Origin of the sequence: Streptomyces sp. NPDC086787 (assembly GCF_044745865.1) — a bacterium.
GTDB lineage: Bacteria > Actinomycetota > Actinomycetes > Streptomycetales > Streptomycetaceae > Streptomyces.
In genome coordinates this window covers 153940-176729 of the sequence record NZ_JBIVBC010000006.1, presented here as the reverse complement: position 1 = coordinate 176729, position 22790 = coordinate 153940, and the positions used below count along the sequence as shown (strand labels likewise).

General features: G+C 69.9%; 22 protein-coding genes and 1 pseudogene. 10 read left to right on the top strand and 13 right to left on the bottom strand.

Features of this window, described 5'->3' with window-relative positions:
* Positions 1-13: 13 nt before the first annotated feature.
* A complete protein-coding gene (locus ACIPK3_RS17270; RefSeq protein ID WP_402570466.1) occupies positions 14-778 on the bottom strand; it encodes a GntR family transcriptional regulator in 765 nt (254 codons plus the stop codon).
* A 409-nt stretch (positions 779-1187) separates the two neighbouring features.
* Between ACIPK3_RS17270 and ACIPK3_RS17265 the strand changes: the two genes are divergently transcribed.
* The 4 genes from ACIPK3_RS17265 to ACIPK3_RS17250 all read left to right on the top strand — a co-directional run bounded on the left by ACIPK3_RS17265 (position 1188) and on the right by ACIPK3_RS17250 (position 6013).
* Positions 1188-2471 carry an extracellular solute-binding protein gene (locus ACIPK3_RS17265; protein WP_402570464.1) on the top strand — a complete coding sequence of 428 codons (1284 nt, stop codon included), beginning with the start codon at positions 1188-1190 and terminating at the stop codon, positions 2469-2471.
* 81 nt (positions 2472-2552) lie between these two features.
* Complete coding sequence (locus tag ACIPK3_RS17260) at positions 2553-3551, top strand: carbohydrate ABC transporter permease (RefSeq protein WP_402570462.1); 999 nt, start codon at positions 2553-2555, stop codon at positions 3549-3551.
* Positions 3548-4390 (top strand): carbohydrate ABC transporter permease, encoded by an 843-nt coding sequence (locus ACIPK3_RS17255; RefSeq protein ID WP_402570460.1) that lies wholly within the window; start codon positions 3548-3550, stop codon positions 4388-4390. Before ACIPK3_RS17260 ends, ACIPK3_RS17255 begins: the two co-directional genes overlap by 4 nt.
* Positions 4391-4399: 9 nt before the next feature.
* The gene (locus tag ACIPK3_RS17250; RefSeq protein ID WP_402570459.1) at positions 4400-6013 is read left to right on the top strand and encodes a glycoside hydrolase family 3 protein; all 1614 of its coding nucleotides are present in this window, start codon (positions 4400-4402) and stop codon (positions 6011-6013) included.
* An 85-nt stretch (positions 6014-6098) separates the two neighbouring features.
* Here the strand turns inward: ACIPK3_RS17250 and nagB are convergent, their stop codons facing one another.
* Entirely contained in the window at positions 6099-6884 is a 786-nt protein-coding gene (nagB, locus tag ACIPK3_RS17245; RefSeq protein WP_402570458.1) for a glucosamine-6-phosphate deaminase, read from the bottom strand.
* Positions 6885-7552: 668 nt separating this feature from the next.
* Between nagB and ACIPK3_RS17240 the strand changes: the two genes are divergently transcribed.
* Positions 7553-9028, top strand: coding sequence for a sensor histidine kinase (locus tag ACIPK3_RS17240; protein WP_402570456.1), 1476 nt, complete (start codon positions 7553-7555; stop codon positions 9026-9028).
* A 252-nt stretch (positions 9029-9280) separates the two neighbouring features.
* Here ACIPK3_RS17240 and ACIPK3_RS17235 read toward each other — a convergent pair whose 3' ends face one another.
* The gene (locus ACIPK3_RS17235; protein WP_003992873.1) at positions 9281-9538 is read right to left on the bottom strand and encodes a WhiB family transcriptional regulator; all 258 of its coding nucleotides are present in this window, start codon (positions 9536-9538) and stop codon (positions 9281-9283) included.
* A 318-nt stretch (positions 9539-9856) separates the two neighbouring features.
* Positions 9857-10825 (bottom strand): diacylglycerol/lipid kinase family protein, encoded by a 969-nt coding sequence (locus ACIPK3_RS17230; protein ID WP_402570454.1) that lies wholly within the window; start codon positions 10823-10825, stop codon positions 9857-9859.
* A gap of 118 nt (positions 10826-10943) precedes the next feature.
* Here ACIPK3_RS17230 and ACIPK3_RS17225 point away from each other — a divergent pair, with 118 nt between their 5' ends.
* On the top strand, positions 10944-11399 hold the full coding sequence (locus ACIPK3_RS17225) for a hypothetical protein (RefSeq protein ID WP_402570452.1): 456 nt from the start codon (positions 10944-10946) through the stop codon (positions 11397-11399).
* 30 nt (positions 11400-11429) lie between these two features.
* On the opposite strand, the gene ACIPK3_RS17220 is transcribed toward ACIPK3_RS17225, so the two are convergent.
* The 3 genes from ACIPK3_RS17220 to ACIPK3_RS17210 form a co-directional block, all read right to left on the bottom strand.
* Positions 11430-12545, bottom strand: coding sequence for an RNA polymerase sigma factor SigF (locus ACIPK3_RS17220; RefSeq protein ID WP_402570450.1), 1116 nt, complete (start codon positions 12543-12545; stop codon positions 11430-11432).
* Positions 12542-12955 carry an anti-sigma regulatory factor gene (locus tag ACIPK3_RS17215; RefSeq protein ID WP_004925829.1) on the bottom strand — a complete coding sequence of 138 codons (414 nt, stop codon included), beginning with the start codon at positions 12953-12955 and terminating at the stop codon, positions 12542-12544. The genes ACIPK3_RS17220 and ACIPK3_RS17215 overlap by 4 nt, the downstream gene beginning before the upstream one ends.
* Positions 12956-13205: 250 nt before the next feature.
* Entirely contained in the window at positions 13206-13466 is a 261-nt protein-coding gene (locus tag ACIPK3_RS17210) for a UBP-type zinc finger domain-containing protein (RefSeq protein WP_402570448.1), read from the bottom strand.
* Positions 13467-13525: 59 nt separating this feature from the next.
* Between ACIPK3_RS17210 and ACIPK3_RS17205 the strand changes: the two genes are divergently transcribed.
* The gene (locus ACIPK3_RS17205; RefSeq protein WP_402570446.1) at positions 13526-15121 is read left to right on the top strand and encodes a Na+/H+ antiporter; all 1596 of its coding nucleotides are present in this window, start codon (positions 13526-13528) and stop codon (positions 15119-15121) included.
* On the opposite strand, the gene ACIPK3_RS17200 is transcribed toward ACIPK3_RS17205, so the two are convergent.
* Positions 15118-16044 (bottom strand): 1-aminocyclopropane-1-carboxylate deaminase/D-cysteine desulfhydrase, encoded by a 927-nt coding sequence (locus tag ACIPK3_RS17200; RefSeq protein ID WP_402570445.1) that lies wholly within the window; start codon positions 16042-16044, stop codon positions 15118-15120. The two genes, ACIPK3_RS17205 and ACIPK3_RS17200, sit on opposite strands and share 4 nt — an antisense overlap.
* Positions 16045-16229: 185 nt before the next feature.
* Positions 16230-16814: pseudogene (locus ACIPK3_RS17195) on the bottom strand (N-acetylmuramoyl-L-alanine amidase); the annotation flags it as partial.
* A gap of 343 nt (positions 16815-17157) precedes the next feature.
* Here ACIPK3_RS17195 and ACIPK3_RS17190 point away from each other — a divergent pair.
* The 3 genes from ACIPK3_RS17190 to ACIPK3_RS17180 all read left to right on the top strand — a co-directional run bounded on the left by ACIPK3_RS17190 (position 17158) and on the right by ACIPK3_RS17180 (position 20665).
* Positions 17158-18564 carry a family 2B encapsulin nanocompartment shell protein gene (locus ACIPK3_RS17190; protein WP_402570443.1) on the top strand — a complete coding sequence of 469 codons (1407 nt, stop codon included), beginning with the start codon at positions 17158-17160 and terminating at the stop codon, positions 18562-18564.
* Positions 18565-18688: 124 nt separating this feature from the next.
* A complete protein-coding gene (locus ACIPK3_RS17185) occupies positions 18689-19867 on the top strand; it encodes a family 2 encapsulin nanocompartment cargo protein polyprenyl transferase (RefSeq protein WP_402570442.1) in 1179 nt (392 codons plus the stop codon).
* A 435-nt stretch (positions 19868-20302) separates the two neighbouring features.
* Complete coding sequence (locus ACIPK3_RS17180) at positions 20303-20665, top strand: DUF952 domain-containing protein (protein WP_402570441.1); 363 nt, start codon at positions 20303-20305, stop codon at positions 20663-20665.
* 262 nt (positions 20666-20927) lie between these two features.
* Here the strand turns inward: ACIPK3_RS17180 and ACIPK3_RS17175 are convergent, their stop codons facing one another.
* The 4 genes from ACIPK3_RS17175 to sodN all read right to left on the bottom strand — a co-directional run bounded on the left by ACIPK3_RS17175 (position 20928) and on the right by sodN (position 22672).
* A complete protein-coding gene (locus ACIPK3_RS17175; RefSeq protein WP_402570440.1) occupies positions 20928-21119 on the bottom strand; it encodes a hypothetical protein in 192 nt (63 codons plus the stop codon).
* 107 nt (positions 21120-21226) lie between these two features.
* Positions 21227-21643 carry a VOC family protein gene (locus ACIPK3_RS17170; protein ID WP_402570438.1) on the bottom strand — a complete coding sequence of 139 codons (417 nt, stop codon included), beginning with the start codon at positions 21641-21643 and terminating at the stop codon, positions 21227-21229.
* 40 nt (positions 21644-21683) lie between these two features.
* Positions 21684-22082 carry a helix-turn-helix transcriptional regulator gene (locus tag ACIPK3_RS17165; protein WP_402570437.1) on the bottom strand — a complete coding sequence of 133 codons (399 nt, stop codon included), beginning with the start codon at positions 22080-22082 and terminating at the stop codon, positions 21684-21686.
* A 194-nt stretch (positions 22083-22276) separates the two neighbouring features.
* The gene (gene sodN / locus ACIPK3_RS17160; RefSeq protein WP_151785818.1) at positions 22277-22672 is read right to left on the bottom strand and encodes a superoxide dismutase, Ni; all 396 of its coding nucleotides are present in this window, start codon (positions 22670-22672) and stop codon (positions 22277-22279) included.
* Positions 22673-22790 lie beyond the last annotated feature (118 nt).

The window sequence follows — 22790 nt, the reverse complement described above, 5'->3', positions numbered from 1 at the left end:
CGGCCTGCTCCCGCTATTCCCGTGGCCTCTTGAGGCGCGCCACGAACTTGTAGCGATCGCCGCGGTACACCGACCGCACCCATTCCACCGGTTTGCCCTCTCTGTCCAGCGAATGCCGGGAGAGCATCAGCATCGGCAGGCCCACGTCGGTGCCGAGCAGGCCGGCTTCGCGGGGGGTGGCCAGCGAGGTCTCGATGGTCTCCTCGGCCTCCGCGAGATGGACGTCGTACACCTCGGCGAGCGCGGTGTAGAGGGACGTGTACTTGACCAGGCTGCGGCGCAGCGCCGGGAAGCGCTTGGCGGAGAGGTGGGTGGTCTCGATGGCCATCGGCTCGCCGTTGGCCATGCGCAACCGCTCGATGCGCAGCACCCGGCCGCCGGACGCTATGTCGAGCAGTTCGGCGAGGCGCTCGTCTGCGGTGATGTAGCCGATGTCCAGCAGCTGCGAGGTCGGCTCCAGGCCCTGGGCGCGCATGTCCTCGGTGTAGGAGGTCAGTTGCAGCGCCTGGGAGACCTTGGGCTTGGCGACGAAGGTGCCCTTGCCCTGGATGCGTTCGAGCCTGCCCTCGACGACCAGTTCCTGAAGGGCCTGGCGGACGGTGGTGCGGGAGGTGTCGAACTCCGTGGCGAGGGTGCGCTCGGGCGGGACCGGAGTGCCCGGTGGCAGTGTCTCCGTCATGTCCAGCAGATGCTTCTTCAGGCGGTAGTACTTGGGCACGCGCGCGGTACGGACGGTCGCTCCACCCTCGTTCTCCGCACTGCTGACCTCGGTGCTCATGCTCCGCCTTCCCGGCTCCGTATGCCGAAACGACCGACCCCCGTCGGTCACGGCTCACATCGTGGCACGGCTTCCTGTCGGTGGGAGTCCACCCGCACGCTCCGTGATCCCCCTGTATACCTTTGCGCCCCTGCTTGGTCTAGTCCATCCAGTCCTCCGGTGCCGGTGGTCCAGTGGAGGCGGGTCGTCCGATCTGCCGCTTGCGCAATGAAAGGTCCCTGCATATCTCGGTCGCATCACGGACGTTCCGAGCCCGCCTGAACTCCCTTGACACGCCTATTGGTCTGGTCCAAGCTCCGGTTACTGGTCTACACCATTGGTCCAGGTCCCGGCCCCATGGGCGGTGCGAAGCGCTGGGCGCTCGCCGCGGGGAGGCAGGGGGGTTTGTGGCATCCCTGAGGAGGGTGGCGTGAAGCGCAGGGTGACAGCCGCGATCGGTATCGCGGGGATGATCGTCTCCATCGCGGCGTGCGGCAGCGAGAGCAAGGACGACGGCAAGGCGCAGGGGGCGGACGCCAAGGAGCTGACCGTCTGGCTCACCGTGGACGCCCAGAACAACTGGCCCGACCTGGTGAAGGCCGCCGACGCGGCCGTGCAGAAGAAGCACCCCGGCGTCACGATCAAGCACGAGTACTACGGCTGGCCGGACAAGAACACCAAGCTGGACGCCGTCCTCGCCACCGACAAGGCCCCCGACGTGGTCGAGATGGGCAACACCGAGATGCTGGGCTACATGGTCAAGGGCGCCTTCGCACCCGTCGACCCCGCCCGGTTCAGCAGCTCCTCCGCCTGGCTCGACGGCCTCAAGGCATCGGTCACCTATGACGGCAAGACCTACGGCGTGCCCTACTACGCAGGTGGCCGCGTCGCCAACTGGCGCAAGGACGTCGCCGGTTCGGTGGGCGTCAAGGCGCCGCCGAAGACCTACGCCGAGCTGACCTCCGACCTCGACAAGATCCAGCAGAAGGAGGGCGGCAAGTTCAACGCCTGGTACCAGCCCACCCGTGACTGGTACGCCGCCATGTCCTTCGTCTACGACGCCGGCGGCTCCATCGCCGTCGAGTCCGGCGGCGAGTGGAAGGCCAACCTCTCCTCGCCCGAGTCCGTCGAGGGCCTCAAGGAGTTCAAGAAGGTCGTCGACACCTATATGCACGGCGACAAGACCAAGGACGAGTCCGACCGCTACATCGTCTACGGTCAGGGCAAGTCCGCGATGATCTTCGCCGCCGCCTGGGAAGGTGCCACCGCCGCCGACCCGAAGAACGACAAGACCGGCAAGCTCAAGGACAACCTCGAGAACTTCGTGATGCCCGGACCGTCCGGCAAGAACATGCCGGTCTTCCTCGGCGGCTCCGACCTCGCCGTCCCCGTGAAGTCCAAGGCCCAGGACCTCGCCGCCGAGTGGATCAACGCCTTCACCGGCCCCGCCGGCCAGAAGGGCCTGATGGCCAAGGGCAACCTGCCCAACAACAAGACCGACCTGGCCACCCTGAAGAACGACCCGGCGACCGTCGTCCCGGCCACCGCCGCCGAGTCCAACTGGTTCGTCCCGATGGCACCCGGCTGGGGCCAGGTCGAGAAGGCCCAGATCCTGCAGACCATGCTCCAGAACATCGGCACCGGCAAGAAGTCGGTCGAGGACGCCGCGAAGGACGCGGACGCCGCGATCGACAAGGTCATCAACACCAAGTGACCCGAACGCGGGGCCCTGTCCACCGGCAGGGCCCCGCACTCGTACCACCTGAGGGACCGAGGGACCGCCGAGGAGCGTTCGATGACTGCCGCACACACGACCACCCCCGCCAAGGCGCCGCCACCGCGACGGACGCCACCACCGGGCGGCGGGCGACGGCCACGGGGAAAGGGGAACGGAAGGCGGGCGCCGGGCGGGACGGCCACCCCCTGGCTGCTGCTCGCCCCGTGCCTGCTGATCCTCGCCCTGGTCATGGGCTACCCCCTGGTCCGTCTGGTGACCCTCTCCTTCCAGAAGTTCGGCCAGTCCCAGCTGTGGGGCTTCAAGCCCGCCGAGCCGGCCGGGTTCGCCAACTTCTCCAAGGTGCTCGGCGACCGTGAGTTCTGGCAGGTCGTCGTGCGCACCGTGGTGTTCGCGGCCGGCTCCGTCGCCCTCACGATGGTTCTCGGCATGCTGGTGGCCCTGCTGCTCCGGCGCGTGTCCGGCTGGGTGCGGACCCTCGTCAACATCGCCCTCGTGGCGAGCTGGGGCATGCCCGTCATCGTCGCCACCACCGTCTTCAAGTGGCTGTTCGACGCCGATTACGGCGTCCTCAACGCGCTGCTCAGCAAGCTCCCGGGAGTTGAGCTGATCGGCCACAACTGGTTCGCCAGCGGACCCGAGGGCCTGGCCGTCATCATGCTCCTGGTGGTCTGGGGCGCGGTTCCCTTCGTGGTCATCACCCTCGGCGCCGGCCTCACGCAGGTACCCGCCGAACTGGAGGAGGCGGCCCGCCTCGACGGCGCGGGCGCCTGGGGCGTCTTCCGCTACGTCACCCTCCCCGTCCTCAAGCCGGTCGTCGTCATGCTCACCACCCTCTCCGTCATCTGGGACATGGGCGTCTTCCCCCAGGTCTTCGTCATGCGGAACGGGCACCCGGAAGCCGAGTTCCAACTCCTCACCACCTACTCGTACGACCGTGCCTTCGTGGTCAACGACTACGCGCAGGGCTCGGCGATCGCCCTGATCACCGTGGTGCTGCTGCTCGGTGTGGTCGCCGTCTACATGCGCCAGATGCTGAAGATCGGAGAGGTCGAATGACTGCCCTCGCCCACCGGGCGCGCCGCAGGCCGAGGCTCGGCTGGAACCTGCTGGGACTCCTCGTCTTCGCCACCGCGGGCTTCCCCGTCTACTGGATGATCGACACAGCGTTCAAACCCGCGAAGGACGCCATCGACCCGGACCCGAGCCTGCTGCCGACCAGCCTCACCCTGGCCAACTTCCGCCGCGCGACGGAAGTCGCCGACTTCTGGGGCCCGGTCGGCCGCAGCCTGGCCGTCTCCCTCTCGGTGGTGGTGGTCGGCGTGGTCGTCGGCATGCTGGCGGCGCTCGCCATCTCCCGGTTCGCCTTCCGCGGCCGCAAGGCCGTGATCGTGGGCATCCTGGCCGTGCAGATGGTGCCGCTCGTCGCCATGATCATCCCGGTCTTCCTGCTGCTGAACGACCTGCACCAGTACGACAAGCTCTCCGGCCTGATCCTCACCTACCTCACCTTCATCCTCCCCTTCACGGTGTGGACGCTGCGCGGGTTCCTCGTCAACATCCCGAAGGAACTGGAGGAGGCCGCCATGGTCGACGGCTGCTCCCGCACCGGCGCCTTCATCCGCGTCGTCTTCCCCCTCCTCGCCCCCGGCATGGTCGCCACCTCGGTCTACGGCTTCATCCAGGCCTGGAACGAGTACCTGTACGCCCTGATGCTGCTCAGCCAGGAGCACCAGACCGCGACCGTGTGGCTCGGCAACTTCACCACCAAGCACGGCACCGAATATGCCCCGATGATGGCCGGCTCCACGATGATGGCCGTGCCGGTCGTCGTCCTGTTCCTCCTTGTCCAGCGCAAGATGGCCGCGGGTCTGACCGCGGGCGCCGTGAAGGGATAACGCCACTCGATGACGACATTCGCCAGCGGTACCCCCGCTTCCGGTGCCCGCGACGCCCTGACGCGCGACGCGCTCACCGTCCTCCAGCCGGGCTTCACCGGGACAACGCCTCCGGACTGGCTGCTTCGCCGCCTCGACGAAGGGCTCACGTCCGTCGCACTGTTCGGCCGCAACATCCTCTCTCCCGAACAACTCTCCGCCCTGACCGGCCGACTGCGCGCCGAGCGGGAGGACGTCCTCGTCGCCATCGACGAGGAGGGCGGCGACGTCACCCGGCTGGAAGCACGCACCGGTTCCTCCTTCCCCGGCAACCACGCCCTCGGCACGGTCGACGACGTGGAGCTGACCCGAGAGGTGGCCCACGAACTCGGCCGCCGCCTCGCCGTCTGCGGGGTGAACCTCAACTGGGCACCGTCCGCCGACGTCAACTCCAACCCCGCCAACCCCGTCATCGGCGTACGCTCCTTCGGCTCCGACACCGACCTGGTCGCCCGCCACACGGCTGCCTATGTCACCGGCCTCCAGTCGGCCGGAGTGGCGGCCTGCACCAAGCACTTCCCCGGCCACGGCGACACGGCCGTCGACTCCCACCACGCGCTGCCCCGCATCGACGCGGACACCGCACTGCTGGCCTCCCGCGAACTCGCTCCTTTCCACGCCGCGATCGCGGCCGGCACCCGGGCCGTGATGAGCGCCCACATCCTGGTCCCCGCCCTGGACCCGGACCGCCCGGCGACCCTGTCACACCATGTCCTCAGCGACCTGCTGCGCGGCGAACTCGGCTATGACGGCCTGATCATCACCGACGGCATGGAGATGCGGGCCGTCGCCGCCACCTACGGCATCGAACGCGGCAGCGTCCTCGCGATCGCGGCAGGCGCCGACGCCATCTGCGTGGGCGGCGGCCTGGCGGACGACGAGACCGTACGACGACTGCGGGACGCCCTGGTCACGGCGGTCCGCTCCGGCGCACTCGCCGAGGAGCGCCTGGCGGACGCCGCACGACGGGTACGCGCACTGGCACGGTGGACGACCGCGGCCACCGCCGACCCGACCGGCGACGGGGGCGACAGCACGGTCGGCGCGCCGGCCGCCACGGTGACCGGCGGCCGGGGCGACCACCTCGGTGGCGACCTTGGTGGCGACCTCGGCGGCGGGGGAGCGCGGGCCGGCATCGGACTCGTCGCCGCCCGGCGCGCGCTCGCCGTGACGGGCGCCGATCGGTTCAAGCCCCTGACCGAGGCCCCCTATGTCGCCGCGTTCACCCCCGTGGCGAACATCGCCGTCGGTGCGGAGACCCCCTGGGGTGTGGCCGCCGAACTGTGCCGTCTGCTGCCCGGCACCGAGACGGGCACCTTCGCGGAGAATGCCGACGGGCAGGACGCGGGGGCGGCGGCACTCGCGGCGGCGGGCGACCGCCGGATCGTGGCCGTCGTCCGCGACGAGCACCGGCACCCCTGGATGGCCACGGCCCTCGACACCCTGCTGGCTGCCCGACCCGACACCATCGTGGTCGAGATGGGCATCCCCCAGGCTCCGCCCCGCGGCGCACTCCACATCGCCACCCACGGCGCGGCCCGGGTCTGCGGCCGGGCGGCGGCGGAGGCCGTCGCCGGCGTCTGACCCGCAGGAGCGCTCCGCGTGTCGTGGGTGTCGGACGGTTCCGCCAGGAGTAGGAGGAGACGGGCCCCACGGCCGCGGGGCAGGGTCAGATCCCCTGCCAGTCCGGTTTGTTGGCGTAGGTGTGCCGGAAGTAGTGGGCCAGCTTCAGCTTGGCCGCGGCCGCCTCGTCGGCGACCACCGTGGCATGCGGGTGGAGCTGGAGGGCGGAGGCCGGGCAGACCGCCGCCACCGGTCCCTCCACGGTCGCCGCCACCGCGTCCGCCTTGCCCTCGCCGGTGGCGAGCAGCACCAGGTGACGTGCCTCCAGGATCGTGCCTATTCCCTGGGTGATGACGTGGTGCGGCACCTGGTCGATGTCGCCGTCGAAGAAGCGCGCGTTGTCGATCCGGGTCTGCTCGGTGAGTGTCTTGATCCTGGTGCGGGAGGCGAGCGAGGAGCACGGCTCGTTGAAGCCGATGTGTCCGTCCGTCCCGATGCCGAGCAGTTGGAGGTCCACTCCTCCGGCCTCGGCGAGGGCTCTGTCGTACGCCTCGCAGGCCTCCCGCACGTCCCGCGCGGTGCCGTCCGGCCCCATGAACGCGGTCATGCCCACGCCGAGCGGCTCCAGTACCTGCCGTCGCAGCACCGACCGGTAGGACTCCGGATGCTCGGCGGGCAGGCCCACGTACTCGTCGAGCTGTGCGATCCGGGCCCGCGACACGTCCGCGTCGCCGGAGCGCACCATGGCCGTCAGGGCCTGGTATACGGGCAGCGGGGTGGAACCGGTCGCCACGCCGAGCAGGGCATCCGGTTTGCGTCGCAGGAGCCGGGCCATGGCGTTCGCGATCAGCTCGCCGCCCGCCGCGGCGTCCGGCACGATGACAACTTCCACGCTGGGCCTGCCGTTCTGAAGAGAGGCTCACTCGGAACCCCGGAGAACACGTGTGGTATAGACCAATCTAGCAGAGGCGTCCGACCCTGAGGAGGCCTCGCCGGGGGCGGCCGGACGGGCGGCCGGAGGGCGGGCGAGGGGGCTCGGGTCAGGGAGCCGCCCGTGACGTCCAGCCAGTGCCCCGTCACCCAGCGGCCGTCGTCCGAGGCGAGGACGCCCCCGCGGGCATGTCCCAGCCGGGGCGCGTGACGGGGCGAGCCGCGGGGAACTCGGAGCAGTCGCCGAAATTGCCATGTCCATCTGGCCCCGCGGCTGACCCGGGCGGGCTAGGCTGCCCATGGTCATCCGTGCACAGCCCCGACGCGTGCAGACACCTCGCACATGGACACACCCCCTGGTCTAGTCCAGAATGTGCGGAGGACTCGCGTGTGGTAGGACCGCGATGCGACCACAGTCCTCCGCCTTCCCCGCACAGGAAGACGGACCGAGGATCCGGTGCTCTCTGCCCTGACTGCCCCGGCTCCTCACCCTTCGGCCGACCGGGACCGCACACCCCGCGGCCGATATTGCTCCGGGCTGCGGTGCCGGGTGGGTTGAGGGTCCCGCCCAGGCGCCGCGGCCCGCGGGTGTTTTTCGGGCCGTACACCAGCCCGGGTACGCTCGCACACGTGCCCTCCATGAACGAACTCGTGCGCCAGCACACCGCCCTCGACGACTCCGATCTCGAATGGCTCCACCTGCTGGTCTCGGAGTGGCAGCTGCTCTCCGACCTGTCCTTCGCCGACCTGGTCCTGTGGGTCCCCACCCGCGACGGCACCCGCTATGTCTCGGTCGCCCAGATGCGGCCCAACACCGGCCCCACCTCCTACCAGGACGACATGGTCGGCCATCTGGTCCCGCGCGGCCGCCGTCCCATGCTGGACGCGGCGCTCGACGAGGGCCGGATCGTGCGGGAGGGCGACCCCGAGTGGCGCGAGGAGGTCCCGGTCAGGGTCGAGTCCATCCCCGTACGGCGTGAGGGGCGGGTCCTCGGCGTCATCGCCCGCAACACCAACCTGCTCACCGTCCGGACGCCGAGCCGTCTGGAGCTCACCTATCTCCAGAGTGCGTCCGACCTTGCGCAGATGATCGCCGCCGGCTCCTTCCCCTTCCCGAACCAGCAGGTCGACATGGACGCCTCGCCGCGCGTCGGCGACGGCCTGATCCGGCTGGACGTGGACGGCGTCGTGCAGTACGCGTCCCCGAACGCCCTGTCCGCCTACCACCGCCTCGGCCTCGCCTCCGACCTGGTCGGCCAGGAGTTGGGCACGACCACCGCCGAACTCGCCCCGACCCGGGGACCGGTCGACGAGGCACTGGCCAAGGTCGCGAGCGGCTGGGCGCCCCGGGAGTTCGAGATCGAGGCGCACGACGGGGTGATCCAGTTCCGGGCGATCCCGCTCAAGCCCAAGGGCACGCGTATCGGATCGCTGGTCCTGCTCCGGGATGTCACCGAACTCCGCCGTCGTGAACGTGAGCTGATCACCAAGGACGCGACCATCCGGGAGATCCACCACCGGGTGAAGAACAACCTCCAGACGGTCGCCGCCCTGCTTCGCCTCCAGGCCCGGCGCATCGACTCGCAACGGGGCCGGGAGGCCCTGGAGGAAGCGGTACGACGGGTCGGCTCGATCGCGATCGTGCACGAGACGCTGTCCCAGAACCTGGACGAGCGGGTGGAGTTCGACGAGATCGCCGACCGCGTGCTCGCGATGGTCGCCGAGATCTCGCCCGGCAAGGTCGTCGGCCGGCGCAGCGGAGCCTTCGGGATACTCGACGCCGAGGTCGCGACCCCGCTCTCGATGGTGCTGACCGAGATCCTGCAGAACGCTCTCGAACACGGTTTCCGGGACGGCGACACCGGCACGGTCGAGGTCTCGGCGGTCCGTGGCGGAACCAGCAGGGAGACCCGGCTGCTCGTCACCGTCCAGGACGACGGAGTGGGGCTGCCCGAGGGATTCGACCCGAAGACCGCGGGCAACCTGGGCCTGCAGATCGTACGGACCCTGGTCGAGGGTGAGTTGGGCGGCACGTTCGACATGGTGCCGGCGCCGGAGCGCGGGACCCGGGTCATTCTGGACATCCCGGTCGCATCGCAGAAGTAGAAGTGGGCCGCGTCCGGCGGCAGATGGCGCCCGGCGGGCGCCGGGGATTCACGAGCGGGAACCGGGATCCCCGGTGCCGACCGAGGAAAAGCAAAGAGCCCCGGACCTTGGTCAGGTCCGGGGCCTGTGCTCGCTGCTGCTCTCAACTACTAAGCGCATCGGGGGTACTGCGCGCTGCGGCTCGGGGGCGGGAGATGCGTACTCGCTGTACGCGCCGCCAAGCTCAGGCTGTCAGAGCGGGGTGGGTTGTTGTCAGGCGGAGGCCTGACGGGCCCGGTTGCGGGCGGCGCGGCGCTTCATGGCGCGGCGCTCGTCCTCGCTGAGACCACCCCAGACGCCGGAGTCCTGGCCGGACTCAAGCGCCCACTGCAGGCACTGCTCGATAACAGGGCAGCGACGGCAGACGGCCTTGGCTTCCTCGATCTGCAGCAGCGCAGGACCAGTGTTGCCGATGGGGAAGAAGAGCTCGGGGTCTTCCTCGCGGCAAACGGCGTTGTGACGCCAGTCCATGGCTGCTACCTCTCCTTGTATTACATGCAGATTGCTTGTGAATGTGAACGCTTTCACGAATCCCTCAACAAGTGAAGGGCCAACCGCCAGGTTCGCCGGCGTGGGTCCTGTGTTTGGAGAGGGGTTCCGGTGATCAGTGGAGGCCGGTCTTGCGGGCCGTCCCGATCGCCACGTAGAGACTCGCAAACCTCAGCGGCGGATACAACCCCTTCAGGAAAGTTTTTTTTGATTCCTCGGTGTCGACTGGGTCACAGCCGTACTTCCATGGGGTGGATCCTGGCCTAAACGTTCGAGTGAAAGGACTTTCGCGCGTTCCACTCACACAATCACACGCAGTGCGCGGCGTACGCCTGTGAACGTCACGCTCGTACGCAGCCCCAGGTGGTCTCCGTCCATCTGGAGAGGCAGCGGGACCTTCGAATGCAAGGTGAACCGGTCCAGATCGTGCAGGGAGAGCACATGCCTGCCGTGCGGGCCCCGCTCGGGGGACGAAGTGAGCAACTGGGTGCCATACCGGGCAACCGCCGCCGTGGACAGACGGCTGAGACCGAATACGTCGATGCCCTTATCGAACGAGGACTTAGGCGACGTGTACATCGGGCGATTGCCGAGATACGTCCATGGAGACGTGTTCGAGACTATGGCCACGACGAGATCGGTGATCGGATCAGCGCCGGACTGTTCGAGCGTGATCGCGCCGTGCCGCCGGTGCTGCTCGCCCAGGAACTGGCGCACGACCTGACGGACGTAGAGCGCGTGTGTGGACTTCTTGCCCAGTTCGCGCTGCTGCTCGACGCGGCCGACGACACCGGCGTCGAAGCCGAGTCCGGCGTTGAAGGTGAACCAGCGGTCCGGGACGGCCTCGTCCTCGGTGCCGGGCGTACCCGAGGTGAGCCCCAGGCCGACGACGCGCTCCCGCTTCTCGCGCAGCGCGTCCAGCAGGGCGCCGGTGGCCTCCACCGGATCGTTGGGCAGACCCAGGGCGCGGGCGAAGACATTGGTGGAACCGCCCGGCACCACGGCGAGGCCGGGGAGGCGGTCGAGGTCGGGGCCGTCGTGCAGCAGCCCGTTGACGACCTCGTTGACCGTGCCGTCGCCGCCGAGGGCGACCACCAGGTCTATGTCGTCACTCTCCGCCGCCTGCCGGCCCAGGTCGCGCGCGTGCCCCCGGTACTCGGTGGTGACCGCCTCCAGCTTCATCTCGCTCGCCAGCGCGTGGGTCAGCACGTCACGCCTACGTGCGCTTGTGGTGGTTGCCGCCGGGTTGACCACGAGAAGTGCACGCATGGGGTGCAGCGTACCTACTGGGTGGTACTCGTCCCAGACCGAGGTAGGTATCCGGTAAGAGATGAGGCCGTGAGGATCGACACTCGGACCCCTGAATGTCGACGGCTACCCTTCTGGGGTGAGCAGCGAGCAGAACCCCATCCCGGACACCGCCGAAGCCGTCGGCCCCCGCCCGCGTCGCCTGACCTACGCGGCGATGCTGGCCGCGCTGGAAGGAGCCGCGCTGCTGGCGGGCGGCGTGTGGATGCTCGTCCTCGGCCTCGGTGGGGACCCGGACGACCGGCAACAGGCTGTGACCGGGGCCATCACGCTCGTGGTCCTCGCCCTTCTCCCGTTGCTGGCCGCGCGCGGGCTGCTGCTGCGCCGCGGCTGGAGCCGTGGGCCGGCCGTGATCACCCAGATCATCGCGCTCCCCGTGGCCTACAACCTTCTCAAGGCCGACAGCATGGCCATTCCGGCCGGCATCGCGCTGGCCGTCGTCGCGGTGGCGGCGCTGGTGCTGCTGGTGAACCCGGCCACCACCCAGGCCCTGGGGATCCGGGGTCCTGGGCGCGCGGGGGATTCCGAGCGGTAGCTCGCCCTGCTCCTGTCGCGTACTCCTGAATTACTCCTCGACCAGCAGCTTCTCGCGGAGCTGGGCCAAGGTCCGGGCCAGCAGCCGGGAAACGTGCATCTGGGAGATGCCGACCTCCTGGGCGATCTGCGACTGGGTCATGTTCCCGAAGAAGCGCAGCAGGAGGATCCGCTTCTCACGGGGCGGCAGGCCCTCCAGGAGTGGCTTGAGGGACTCGCGGTACTCGACGCCCTCCAGGGCCTCGTCCTCGGCGCCGAGGGTGTCGGCGACCGCCGGGGACTCGTCATCGGTGTCGGGGACGTCCAGGGAGAGGGTGGAGTAGGCGTTGGCCGACTCCAGGCCCTCCAGCACCTCCTCCTCCGAGATGGCGAGCTTCTCGGCGAGCTCGTGGACCGTGGGGGAGCGCCCGTGCTGCTGGGAGAGCTCGGCCGTGGCCGTGGTGAGTGCCAGGCGCAGCTCCTGGAGCCGGCGGGGGACGCGGACCGCCCACCCCTTGTCCCGGAAGTGCCGCTTGATCTCGCCGACGACCGTCGGGGTGGCATACGTGGAGAACTCCACGCCGCGCTCCGGGTCGAAGCGGTCCACCGACTTGATCAGCCCGATGGTGGCGACCTGGGTGAGGTCGTCCAGCGGCTCGCCACGGTTGCGGAACCGGCGCGCGAGGTGCTCGACGAGCGGCAGGTGCATACGGACGAGTTGGTTGCGCAGCTCCGCGTACTCGGCGCTGCCGTCCTTCAGCTCGCGCAGCTCGATGAACATCGCGCGCGCTCCGCTGCGGTCCTGGGCGGCATGCTGCGTGCCCTGCGGGGCATGCTGTGTGCCCTGGGGATCCGGCACGCCCTGCGCGCCAGGCTCATCGTCCCGTTCGTGCTCGCTCATCGTCCCGCCCGTCGCCCTTGCCCGAGCCCTCGCCTCCGCTCGGATTGGGGTCACGCCCCCGTTCCGTTCCTCCGGAGGCGCGGTCCGCGCGGCACCTTCGAAGCCCGCCGTCGCGGAGTCGTCCTCCGGGTGCGGTCTGGCCTGCTCGGGGATGCCGTCGATGCCGTCGGCCATGCCGCGGGTGCCATCCCCGGGGCCCGCGCCCTCGGCCGGCAGTCCCCGTGTGCCGCGCTCTTCGTCCCGCACCGGCCCGTCCCCGTCCCTCACGCCGGCCCGGGTCCCGCGCCGCGCTGTTTGTAGAGGCTGATCGACACGGTCTTGTCCTCGTCGACGGCCGAGGAGACCTTGCCCGCCAGGGCCGACAGCACGGTCCAGGCGAACGTGTCGCGCGAAGGCGCGTGACCGTCCGTCGTCGGGGCCGACACCGTGACCTCCAGTGAGTCGTCCACGAGCCGGAACACACAGCTGAGTACCGAGCCGGGCACGGCCTGCTGGAGCAGGATCGCGCAGGCCTCGTCCACCGCGATGCGCAGGTCCTCGATCTCGTCCAGGGTGAAGTCCAAACGGGCCGCGAGACCGGCCGTGGCCGTCCGCAGCACCGACAGGTAGGCACCCGCAGCCGGCAGCCGGACTTCGACGAAGTCCTGGGTCGCGGGCTCGCCTGCGATCTGGGACACCCTCACCTCCATGGTGGTACAAGCTTTTCGGGGCCGAGGGTTGCCCCCCGGGATAACGCCGTACATGGTTCAGCGGTGACGCTATCGCGCTCCGAACTTTCGTGTTCCCGGGACCCCGACCCCCTGGCGTCACTCACAGTAAAGCGTTGTATACGCTCCGTGTCTAGGGGTTCCGTGGGCCCAAATGGGAAGAGCGCGCGCCGGATTGACGTACCCAGACGTCAGACCCGCGAACCGTCCGGAACCAGGGTCACACGAGTACGTGATCGACGAAGCACCATCGCCAGCTCTCACCGGGCTCGAACGTCCGCATCACGGGGTGACCGGACTTGTGATGGTGCTCTGTCGCGTGCTGTCCCGGCGAGGAGTCGCAGCAGCCGACGTGGCCGCAGCTCAGACACATCCGCAGCTGCACCGGGTGCGTGCCGTCGGCGAGACACTCCGGACAGGTCTCGTTCTGTGCCTCGGGTTCCGGATGCGGCAGCGCGTCGGCGTGCGTGCACTGTTTCATGATTGCCAGGTTACGACGGGTGTGCGGGTGGCCGCGCGGAAAAAGAGGACGGCGAGAACATGGACGTGATGCCACTGCTGTTGCTGGTGGCGGGCAGTGCGGTGGTGGCCGGTGCGGCGCGGCGCACGCCGGTGCCCGCACCGCTGATGCTCGTCGCGGTCGGGCTGCTGGTGTCGTACGTCCCCGGAATGCCCGACTACACCCTCGACCCCGAGGTCGTGCTTCCGCTCCTGCTGCCCCCGCTGCTGTACACCTCGGCCACCGACAGCTCGTACCTCGACCTGCGCGCGCAACTGCGGCCGGTGGCGCTGCTGTCGGTCGGATACGTGCTCTTCGCGACCTTCGCCGTCGGCTGGGCGGCCTACCGGATCGTGCCGGGCATGCCGCTGACCGCGGCGCTGGTACTGGGCGCGGTGGTGGCACCGCCGGACGCGGTGGCGGCGACGGCGGTCGCCCGCCGGGTCGGGCTGCCCTCCCGCATCACCACCATCCTCCAGGGCGAGTCCCTGCTGAACGACGCCACCGCGATCACCGCCTACAAGGTGGCCCTGGCCGCGGCCATCGGCGAGGGCGCCACCTGGACCGGCGGATTCGGCGAGTTCCTGCTCGCCGCGGTCGGCGGCGTCGGCGTCGGCCTGGTGCTCATGGCCCCCCTCCACTGGCTGCGCACGCATCTGAAGGAACCCCTCCTCCAGAACACGCTCTCCCTGCTGATCCCGTTCGTCGCGTACGGCGTCGCCGAGCAGCTGCACGCCTCCGGCGTCCTCGCGGTCGTGGTCGTCGCGCTCTACCTCGGGCACCGCGCGTGGGAGGTCGACTTCGCCACCCGCCTCCAGGAGGAGGCGGTGTGGAAGATGGTCGCCTTCGTCCTGGAGTCGGCCGTCTTCGCACTCATCGGACTCCAACTGCCGGTCGTGCTGAAGGGCCTCGGGGCGTACGAGGGCATCGACGCCGCCTGGTACGCGGTGGCTGTCTTCCTGGTGGTCGTCGTGGCCAGGTTCGTCTGGGTGTATCCGGCGACCTTCGTGCCGCGTCTGCTGTCGGCGAGGATCAGAGGACGCGAGGAGGACGTCACCTGGCGGGGTGCGATGGTCACCTCCTGGGCCGGAATGCGCGGCGTGGTCTCCCTGGCCATCGCCTTCTCCATCCCGCTCACGCTGCACGACGGCCGACCCTTTCCGCAGCGCAACCTGATCCTCTTCCTGACCTTCACCACGGTCATCGGGACGCTGGTCCTGCAAGGCCTGACGCTGCCCCCGCTGATCCGGATGCTGAGGTTCCCCGGCCGTGACGCGCAGGCCGAGACGCTCGCCGAGGCCAACGCCCAGGCACAGGCCTCCCGGGCCGCCGAACGGCGCCTCGACGAACTCCTCTCCGACGAGCGCAACGCCCTGCCACCCCCACTCGCCGAGCGCCTCCGCACGGTCCTGGAACGCCGGCGCAACGCCGTCTGGGAGCGGCTCGGCCAGGTCAACCCGATCACCGGCGAAACGGTGGACGACACCTACCGCCGCCTGTCCCGGGACATGATCAGCGCCGAGCGCGAGGTGTTCGTGAACCTGCGCGACCACCGCTACATCGACGACGAGATGCTCCGCACCCTGCTGCGCCGACTGGACCTGGAGGAGGCGGCGGCGTACCGCGAGGCGGCCTAGGACCTGCCCTTACCCTCGGGGAAGGGTCGCCCGGTGACGACCGCCGCGACCGTCGTCCCGCGCGGGAAGGCGCCCTCGTCCGCCAGGGCGACGAGCCCGTACAGCAACTTGGCGACATAGAGGCGTTCGACGGGCAGGCCGTGGCGGTGCCCGAAGTCCTCGGCGAACGCGTCGAGTGCCGGGGTGGTGCGGGCGTAACCGCCGAAGTGGAAGCGGTCGTCGACGGACCAGGCGCCACGGCGGCCGCCGAAGGCACGCTCCTGGAGTGCCTGGACGTCGGAGGTCAGGAAGCCGCCCTTCAGCACGGACACGCCCAGTGCCCGCTGTCGTGGGCCGAGTCCGGCGGTGAGTCCGGCCAGTGTGCCGCCGGTGCCGCAGGCCAGGGCGACGACATCGGCGTGGTCCCGCAGTTCCGTGCCGAGCGCCCGGCAGCCGTGCACGGCCGCGGTGTTGCTGCCGCCCTCCGGGACGACGTACGCGTCCTCCGCGCGGGCCGCGCGCAGTACGGCGCCCAGTGTCTCCGGGTCGTCCTTTCGCCGATATGTCGCTCTGTCGATGAAATGCAGTCGCATGCCGTCGGCCGTGCACCGGGCCAGGGAGGGATTGAGCGGGCGGTCGGCCAGTTCCTGTCCGCGAACCACGCCGACCGTGGGTATGCCGAGGAGGCGGCCCGCGGCGGCGGTGGCTCGCAGATGGTTGGAGTACGCCCCGCCGAAGGTGACCAGTGCGCGCCCCGCCGCAGCCTCGATGTTCGGCACCAGCTTGCGCCACTTGTTCCCGACCAGCTCCGGGTGGATCAGGTCGTCGCGCTTGAGCAGGAGACGCAGTCCGCGACCCGTGAAGCGGTCGTCCTCGATCTCCTGGAGGGGGGAGGGGAGCTGGGGGCGCAGGGCGCCGGGATCGGGAGTGTCGACGCTGGTCACCCGGCCATTGTCGCCCGGCCGCCGGTGATCGGCCCAGCAGCCCTGCGGGCCCGGCTCAGTCCTCCTCCAGGCCCGGCTCAGCCGCCGTCGGGGCTCGGCTCCGGGCCGCCGACCGGCAGCCCTCCGGCGTCCGGGTCGGTGGCCTTCCGGCTCCCGGGCAGGACACCGCTCCCCGGTGGGTGGCTCAGCCGCGCCCGGATCCGGGTTCGCATCGAGTCCATGGTGAACCCCTTGGGGTCGGTCTTCCCGGGCTGCCACTCCAGGTGCCCGATGACCGAGCGTTCCGTCCACCCGTGATGGCGGCAGACCGCCGCGGCGGCCCGCGCGATCGCCTCCAGCTGGACCTCGGGCCAGGGGTCCTTCCCGTCACCGAGGTTCTCGCACTCGAAGCCGTAGAAGTGCCGGTTGCCGTCGGTGTTCGCCTCGTTGTCGCGCGGGAGCGCGCGCTCCGCGACGACCGCGCGCAGCACGTCGTCGTCACCGAACCCGGCGTGGTTGGCGCGACCGTAGCCGACCAGGTGGATCGTGCCGTCCTTGGTGATCACGCCGTGGCAGAGGGGGCCCGGCAGGTCCGGGCGGCCGTTCCGGCAGAGGTTCACCGTCCGCTCGTCGCCCCTGGTCGCCGTGTGATGGATGATCACACCGTGAACGGGTCCCCACGGGCCCTTGTGGTCGCGGTTGTGGTGCTTCCAGCCGCCGACCTCGACGACGGCTGTCCCTTCGTGTCTCAAGGCGTCCAGAAAACCGCTCGCGGACATGGGTGAGGCCATGAGTGCCTCCTTCGTGCGGTACCCGCGGCCACTGAACGCGACCGTCTCGTCATGCCGCTTTTACCGCGAACCGGGCGTAGCGTGCCAGATCGTTCGGATTGTGTGCGAAGCCGTTCGGATCTTGTGCGAGCCGATCCGGACACCTCACCGGGAGGCGTGGCTCCCTCGGCACCGGCTCGGTCCCGGCCCGCCCTGGGCAAAGCCCCTCTTTCTGCCCAGTCGTACGATGATCCATTCCCCCTCTTTCGGGTAATGGTGTGAGCACATTCCGTGAGGGAGCCTGGGCGGGACACCGATGCCTGGCCAGTTCGGCGCCAGCGCATGACCGGGAGGGTAAGTCCTTATGTCGGTAGGCGAAGAGGTCCGCACGGATCAGGGCAAGCCGCAGCAGTCTCTGGACACGGCGGCAGCGCGGAACCTGGCCACCACCACCAAGTCCGCACCCCAGATGCAGGAGATCAGCTCCCGCTGGCTGCTGCGGACGCTGCCATGGGTGGACGTGAAGGGCGGCACGTACCGGGTGAACCGGCGACTGACGTACGCGGTCGGGGACGGTCGCATCACCTTCGTGAAGACCGGGGACCGGGTCGAGGTCATCCCGGCCGAGCTAGGCGAGTTGCCTGCCCTTCGGTCGTACGAGGACGGGGAGGTGCTGTCGGAACTGGCCCAGCGCTGCCGTCAGCGGGACTTCGGGGCGGGAGAAGTGATCGCCTCGTTCGGCAGTCAGACGGACGAGGTGTACCTGCTGGCGCACGGCAGGGTCGAGAAGATCGGCACGGGCCCGTACGGCGACGACGCGGTGCTCGGAGTCCTCGCCGACGGGGCGTACTTCGGCGAGCAGGCGCTGCTGGACCCGGACGCCATCTGGGAGTACACGGCCCGCGCGGCCACCGCCTGCACGGTGCTGATCCTGTCCCGTCAGGACTTCGAGCAGGTCAGCGAGCGTGCCGACTCGCTGCGTGAACACGTCCGGCAGCTGCGTGCGATCCCCGAGCAGCGCACCAACAAGTACGGCGAGAAAGCGGTCGAACTCGCGGCCGGACACAGCGGCGAGCCGGAGATCCCGCACACCTTCGTCGACTACGAGGCCAAACCACGCGAGTACGAGCTGAGCATCGCCCAGACCGTCCTGCGCATCCACACGCGCGTGGCCGACCTCTACAACCAGCCGATGAACCAGACCGAGCAGCAGCTCAGGCTCACGGTCGAGGCGCTGAAGGAGCGCCAGGAGCACGAGCTGATCAACAACCGGGACTTCGGTCTGCTGCACAACTGCGAGTACGACCAGAGGCTTCAGCCGCACGACGGCGTGCCCAGCCCCGACGACATGGACGAACTGCTCAGCCGGCGCCGCGGGACCAAGCTGTTCCTGGCCCACCCGCGCGCGATCGCCGCGTTCGGCCGTGAGCTCAACAAGCGGGGGCTCGTCCCGGAGACCGTCGACATCGGCGGCAACCGCATTCCCACCTGGCGCGGGGTGCCGCTCTACCCGTGCAACAAGATCCCGGTCACCCCGGAGCGCACGACGTCCATCATCGCCATGCGTACGGGCGAGGACGACCAGGGTGTCATCGGACTGCGGCAGGCCGGGATCCCCGACGAGATCGAGCCGAGTCTGTCCGTCCGCTTCATGGGGATCAACGAACAGGCCATCATCAACTACCTGGTCACCGCCTACTACTCGGCGGCGGTGCTGGTCCCGGACGCGCTCGGTGTGCTGGAAAATGTCGAGATCGGTCGCTGGAGGTGACGTACCAGCACTTCGTGGCCGTGTCCCCGCCCCTCGGGGCGGGTAGGTCCCTGGGGGACGCGGTCGGCCCGAGCGGAAACGCCACCGCCCGTGGACGCCGCGAGGGGGACCCATGGCCGAGTTCATGACGGAAACGAAAGCCCGCCCCACCGGGGTACCGCAGCCCACCGCGCCACCGCTCATCGCTGGGAACCGGGTCTCGGCGCCCGCCGGTCATTGCACCCCGGCGGGCGATCGGCACGGTGCCTCGGTGATCGGCGGCCACGACGCCATGGGGACCGACGAGCACGAAGCCCCGGTGATTCTGGAGCAGGCTCGGGGCCGCGTCGATCCCGAGCTGCGTGCCGCTCTGGAGTCGTTGCCCGGGGCCATGCGCAGGATCGGGCTCTATCACTTCGGGTGGCAGCACGCGGACGGCACTCCGGCGGCGGGCAACGCGGGCAAGGCCATCCGGCCCGCCCTGGTCCTCACGGCGGCCACCGCGCTGGGCGGACCGACGGCGGGGGAGAGGGCCGTACGGGCGGCCGCGGCTGTGGAGTTGGTGCACAACTTCACGCTGCTGCACGACGATGTGATGGACCGGGACGCATCCCGAAGACACCGGCCCACGGCATGGACGGTGTTCGGCGTCCCCGACGCGATCCTGGCCGGCGACGCCCTCCAGGCCCTGGCTCTCCGGTTGCTGGCCGAGGATCCGCACCCGGCCTCCGGGGCGGCCGCCACACGGCTCGTCGACTGTGTCATCGAGCTGTGCGAGGGCCAGCAGGCGGACACGGCACTGGAGAAGCGCGACCCCGCCGAGGTCACGCTCGACGAGGTGCTCACCATGGCCGAGGCCAAGACGGGCGCGCTCATCGGATGCGCCTGCGCCGTCGGAGCGCTCTACGCGGGGGCCGGGGAGGACGAGGTGGCGGCGCTGGACGCGTTCGGTCGGCAGGCCGGGCTCGCCTTCCAGCTCATCGACGACGTCATCGGCATATGGGGCGACCCGAGCCGCACCGGCAAGCCGGCCGGCGCGGATCTGGCCGCCCGCAAGAAGTCGTTGCCGGTGGTGGCGGCACTCACCTCCGGTACACCGGCGGCGGCCGAGCTGGCCGAGCTGTACGCACGGGCGTACGACGAGAAGGACCTGGAACGCACGGCGCTGGCCGTGGAGCGGGCGGGCGGGCGTGACTGGGCGCAGACCCAGGCGGCCGACCGGATGGGCCGGGCGATGCAGGAGCTGGCCCGTGCGGTGCCCGACCCGGAGTCCGCGGGCGGCCTGCTCACGCTGGCCGAGTTCGTGACCCGGCGCAGTAGTTGACACCGGCTGCCCGCCGGTGTCCGACGGATCCCGGAGCCCTCGGGACCGCGCGGTTCCTGACCCCGCGCGGTCACCGCGGACTCCGGTCCGGGGGGTCCCGCACGTCCCCACAACGTGCGGGGCCCGCCCTCCTGCCGGTAACCGGCGCGGCAGGCATTCCGGCACGGGCGGTCCTACGCTGGGGGCATGGACAGGGAAGGGCACGTCTGTCCCGTCTGCGGACAGCCCGTCGCATCGGTCGTTCAGCGGTACAAGACGCTGGGCGCCTGGGTCCCGCGCTGGGTGGCGGGCCCCTGTCACAACCCCGGGTGCGAGGTGTGCGTCGATCCGGTGGCCGAGGACCGACCGGAGGAGGAGCAGCCTGCGGACCGACCGGAGGGGAGGCCCCAGGAGGGGGACGTCCGTCGGCCGGCCCCGAAGCCGTAGCGTGGCCGCATGCCGAAACTGCCGTACATCCTTCACATCACCGAACGCTCTCTGTGGGAGGCTGCCCGCGAACGCGGCACCTATGAGATGTCCACCCGTGGCCGCACCCTCCAGGAGGAGGGTTTCATCCACTTCTCCACCCGCGATCAGCTACCGCGCGTGGCGGCGTTCCTGTACGGCGCCTACGACGGCCCGGACGACCTGGTGGTCCTGGTGGTGGACCCGGCGAAGACCGGCGTCCCGGTGAAGTACGAGGCAGTCGAGCCGGGGGGTGAGGAGTTCCCGCACGTCTACGGGCCCGTCCCGGTCGATGCCGTGGTGGACGTCGAACCCTGGGGCGACACCGGGTCAGCCGGCGGCAGCGGGGCGTGACCGGCCCGTCTCCGGATCCCGTGCGGTCAGGCAGTACGAGCCGCCCGCCGGATCCCGCATCACTGTTCAGTGGGTGCCGCGGGTGACGAAGGCGGCCCCGAGTTCCTCATGACGTGCGCGGACCGCCTCGGGCTCCGCGCAGGCGAGGTCGAGGTGTGCGCCGGTGGGCCGCTCCTCGTCCCGCCGACGCGGTCTCGGTCTCGTACATACGGTGCGATGTCCAGGCACACGGCCGTCGCCGCTCCCGCCTTCCGGGCCGACCTCACGAAGTCGCCATGTCCTCGGCCCGGACCGAGAAGTCGAGGCGTGCGCCGCCCGCGCCGGAGTCGACTCCCTGCACCTTCACAGAGGCGTCGGCGTCGGGAGGCGGCACGAGAGTCGTGAACTCGTCCCGGTCGCCACGGAGTTCGGAGAGCTCGGTGCCGGTGACCGCAGTCCAGAACGCACGGGCCACGCCGAGTCGGTCGGCCGACCGGCCGACCGATGAAGGCGTAGGTCCAGCGGATGGTCATGGGGTGATGGTGGGCAGGGGAGTCAGCCGGGCTCTCCGGGGGTTTCGGCTCAGCCGTCCGTCCGTTCCAGGAAGCGCAGCATGTTGCCGGCCGGGTCCCGGAAGGCGCAGTCGCGCACCCCGTACGCCTGGTCGGTCGGCTCCTGGAGAACGTCGGCGCCGGACTCCCGGACCCGCTCGAACAGGGCGTCGCAGTCCGCGGTGGTGAAGATGACCCCACGCAGTACACCCTTGGCGAGCAGTTCCGCCATGGCCTGCTTGTCGGCGGGGGAGATGTCGGGGCTCGCGGCGGGCGGCTCGAGCACGACCTCCACGTCCGGCTGGAGCGGTGAGCCGACGGTCACCCAGCGCATTCCCTCGAAGCCCACGTCGTTGCGGACTTCCAGGCCGAGTACGTCGACGTAGAAGGCGAGCGCCTTGTCGTGGTCGTCCACGGCGATGAAGCACTGCTTGAGTTTGAGGTCCATGCGTTCACGCTAGTGCTGGGACAGCGCCGCCGCAGGCCGCTCAGCCGCGGCCGCGTCGGGGCCGGGTGAAGGCGCGAGCCACACAGGACGGGATCGCCGCGCCGTCCTCGTGCGACCGGGCCCGGTACGCGCTCGGCGTCTCCCCGACCAGCTCCGTGAACCGCGAGCTGAACGACCCGAGCGAGGTGCAGCCGACGGCGATGCAGACCTCCGTCACGCTGAGATCGCCGCGCCTCAGCAGGGCCTTGGCGCGCTCGATGCGGCGGGTCATCAGATAGCTGTACGGCGTCTCTCCGTACGCCTCGCGGAAGCTGCGCTGGAAGTGGCCCGGGGACATCAGAGCGGTCCGGGCGAGCGTGGCGACGTCGAGCGGCTCGGTGTACTCGCGGTCCATGCGGTCACGGGCGTGCCGCAGCCGTACCAGGTCCTCAAGGGTCACCTGTCCAGCTTCGCACAGACTTGCGGGCCGGACGGGGCGCGCAGGCCTCTCGCCCAGCATTTCCCTCGTCAGCGAAGTGGGTCAACCGCCTCTGCCCGACCCGCAGATGCTCACGTGGCTCGCCTGCGGTGAGGAAGACCGCACCCGGCCGCAGGGAAGTCGCGGGCCGGGTGCGGTCGGGGAGCCGGTGAAGGTCAGGCCTTCTTGGTCTCCCAGAAGATCTTGTCGATCTGGGCGATGTGGTCGAGCGCCTTCTGGCCGGTCGCCGGGTCGGTGGACGCCTTGGCGGCCGAGAGGGCCTTCAGGGTGTCGTTGACCAGCTGGTGCAGCTCCGGGTACTTCTCGAAGTGCGGGGGCTTGAAGTAGTCGCTCCAGAGCACCGAGACGTGGTGCTTGGCGAGCTCGGCGCGCTGCTCCTTGATGACCGTGGCGCGCGCCTGGAAGTGCGGGTCGTCGTTCGCGGCCATCTTTTCCTGTACAGCCTTGACCGACTCCGCCTCGATGCGGGCCTGGGCCGGGTCGTACACGCCGCAGGGCAGGTCGCAGTGCGCGCTGACCTTGACCTTGGGGGCAAACAGGCGGGAAAGCATGGAGCATTCCTTCCTCGTGATCGTCTTCTCAGGTGGGACATTACTCCCTGGGTAGCGTGTTTTCGCGAGTGCCCCCTAGGGCTTAGGACAAAAGTCCGGGGAGAGACTGGGACTGGTG

Coding starts and splice junctions, on each gene's coding strand:
- ACIPK3_RS17250 (WP_402570459.1), top strand. CDS start 4,400: ATGACGACATTCGCCAGCGGTACCCCCGCTTCCGGTGCCCGCGACGCC.
- ACIPK3_RS17190 (WP_402570443.1), top strand. CDS start 17,158: ATGTCGGTAGGCGAAGAGGTCCGCACGGATCAGGGCAAGCCGCAGCAG.
- ACIPK3_RS17270 (WP_402570466.1), bottom strand. CDS start 778: ATGAGCACCGAGGTCAGCAGTGCGGAGAACGAGGGTGGAGCGACCGTC.
- ACIPK3_RS17205 (WP_402570446.1), top strand. CDS start 13,526: ATGGACGTGATGCCACTGCTGTTGCTGGTGGCGGGCAGTGCGGTGGTG.
- ACIPK3_RS17185 (WP_402570442.1), top strand. CDS start 18,689: ATGACGGAAACGAAAGCCCGCCCCACCGGGGTACCGCAGCCCACCGCG.
- ACIPK3_RS17255 (WP_402570460.1), top strand. CDS start 3,548: ATGACTGCCCTCGCCCACCGGGCGCGCCGCAGGCCGAGGCTCGGCTGG.
- ACIPK3_RS17170 (WP_402570438.1), bottom strand. CDS start 21,643: ATGGACCTCAAACTCAAGCAGTGCTTCATCGCCGTGGACGACCACGAC.
- ACIPK3_RS17180 (WP_402570441.1), top strand. CDS start 20,303: ATGCCGAAACTGCCGTACATCCTTCACATCACCGAACGCTCTCTGTGG.
- ACIPK3_RS17230 (WP_402570454.1), bottom strand. CDS start 10,825: ATGCGTGCACTTCTCGTGGTCAACCCGGCGGCAACCACCACAAGCGCA.
- sodN (WP_151785818.1), bottom strand. CDS start 22,672: ATGCTTTCCCGCCTGTTTGCCCCCAAGGTCAAGGTCAGCGCGCACTGC.
- ACIPK3_RS17235 (WP_003992873.1), bottom strand. CDS start 9,538: ATGGACTGGCGTCACAACGCCGTTTGCCGCGAGGAAGACCCCGAGCTC.
- ACIPK3_RS17210 (WP_402570448.1), bottom strand. CDS start 13,466: ATGAAACAGTGCACGCACGCCGACGCGCTGCCGCATCCGGAACCCGAG.
- ACIPK3_RS17260 (WP_402570462.1), top strand. CDS start 2,553: ATGACTGCCGCACACACGACCACCCCCGCCAAGGCGCCGCCACCGCGA.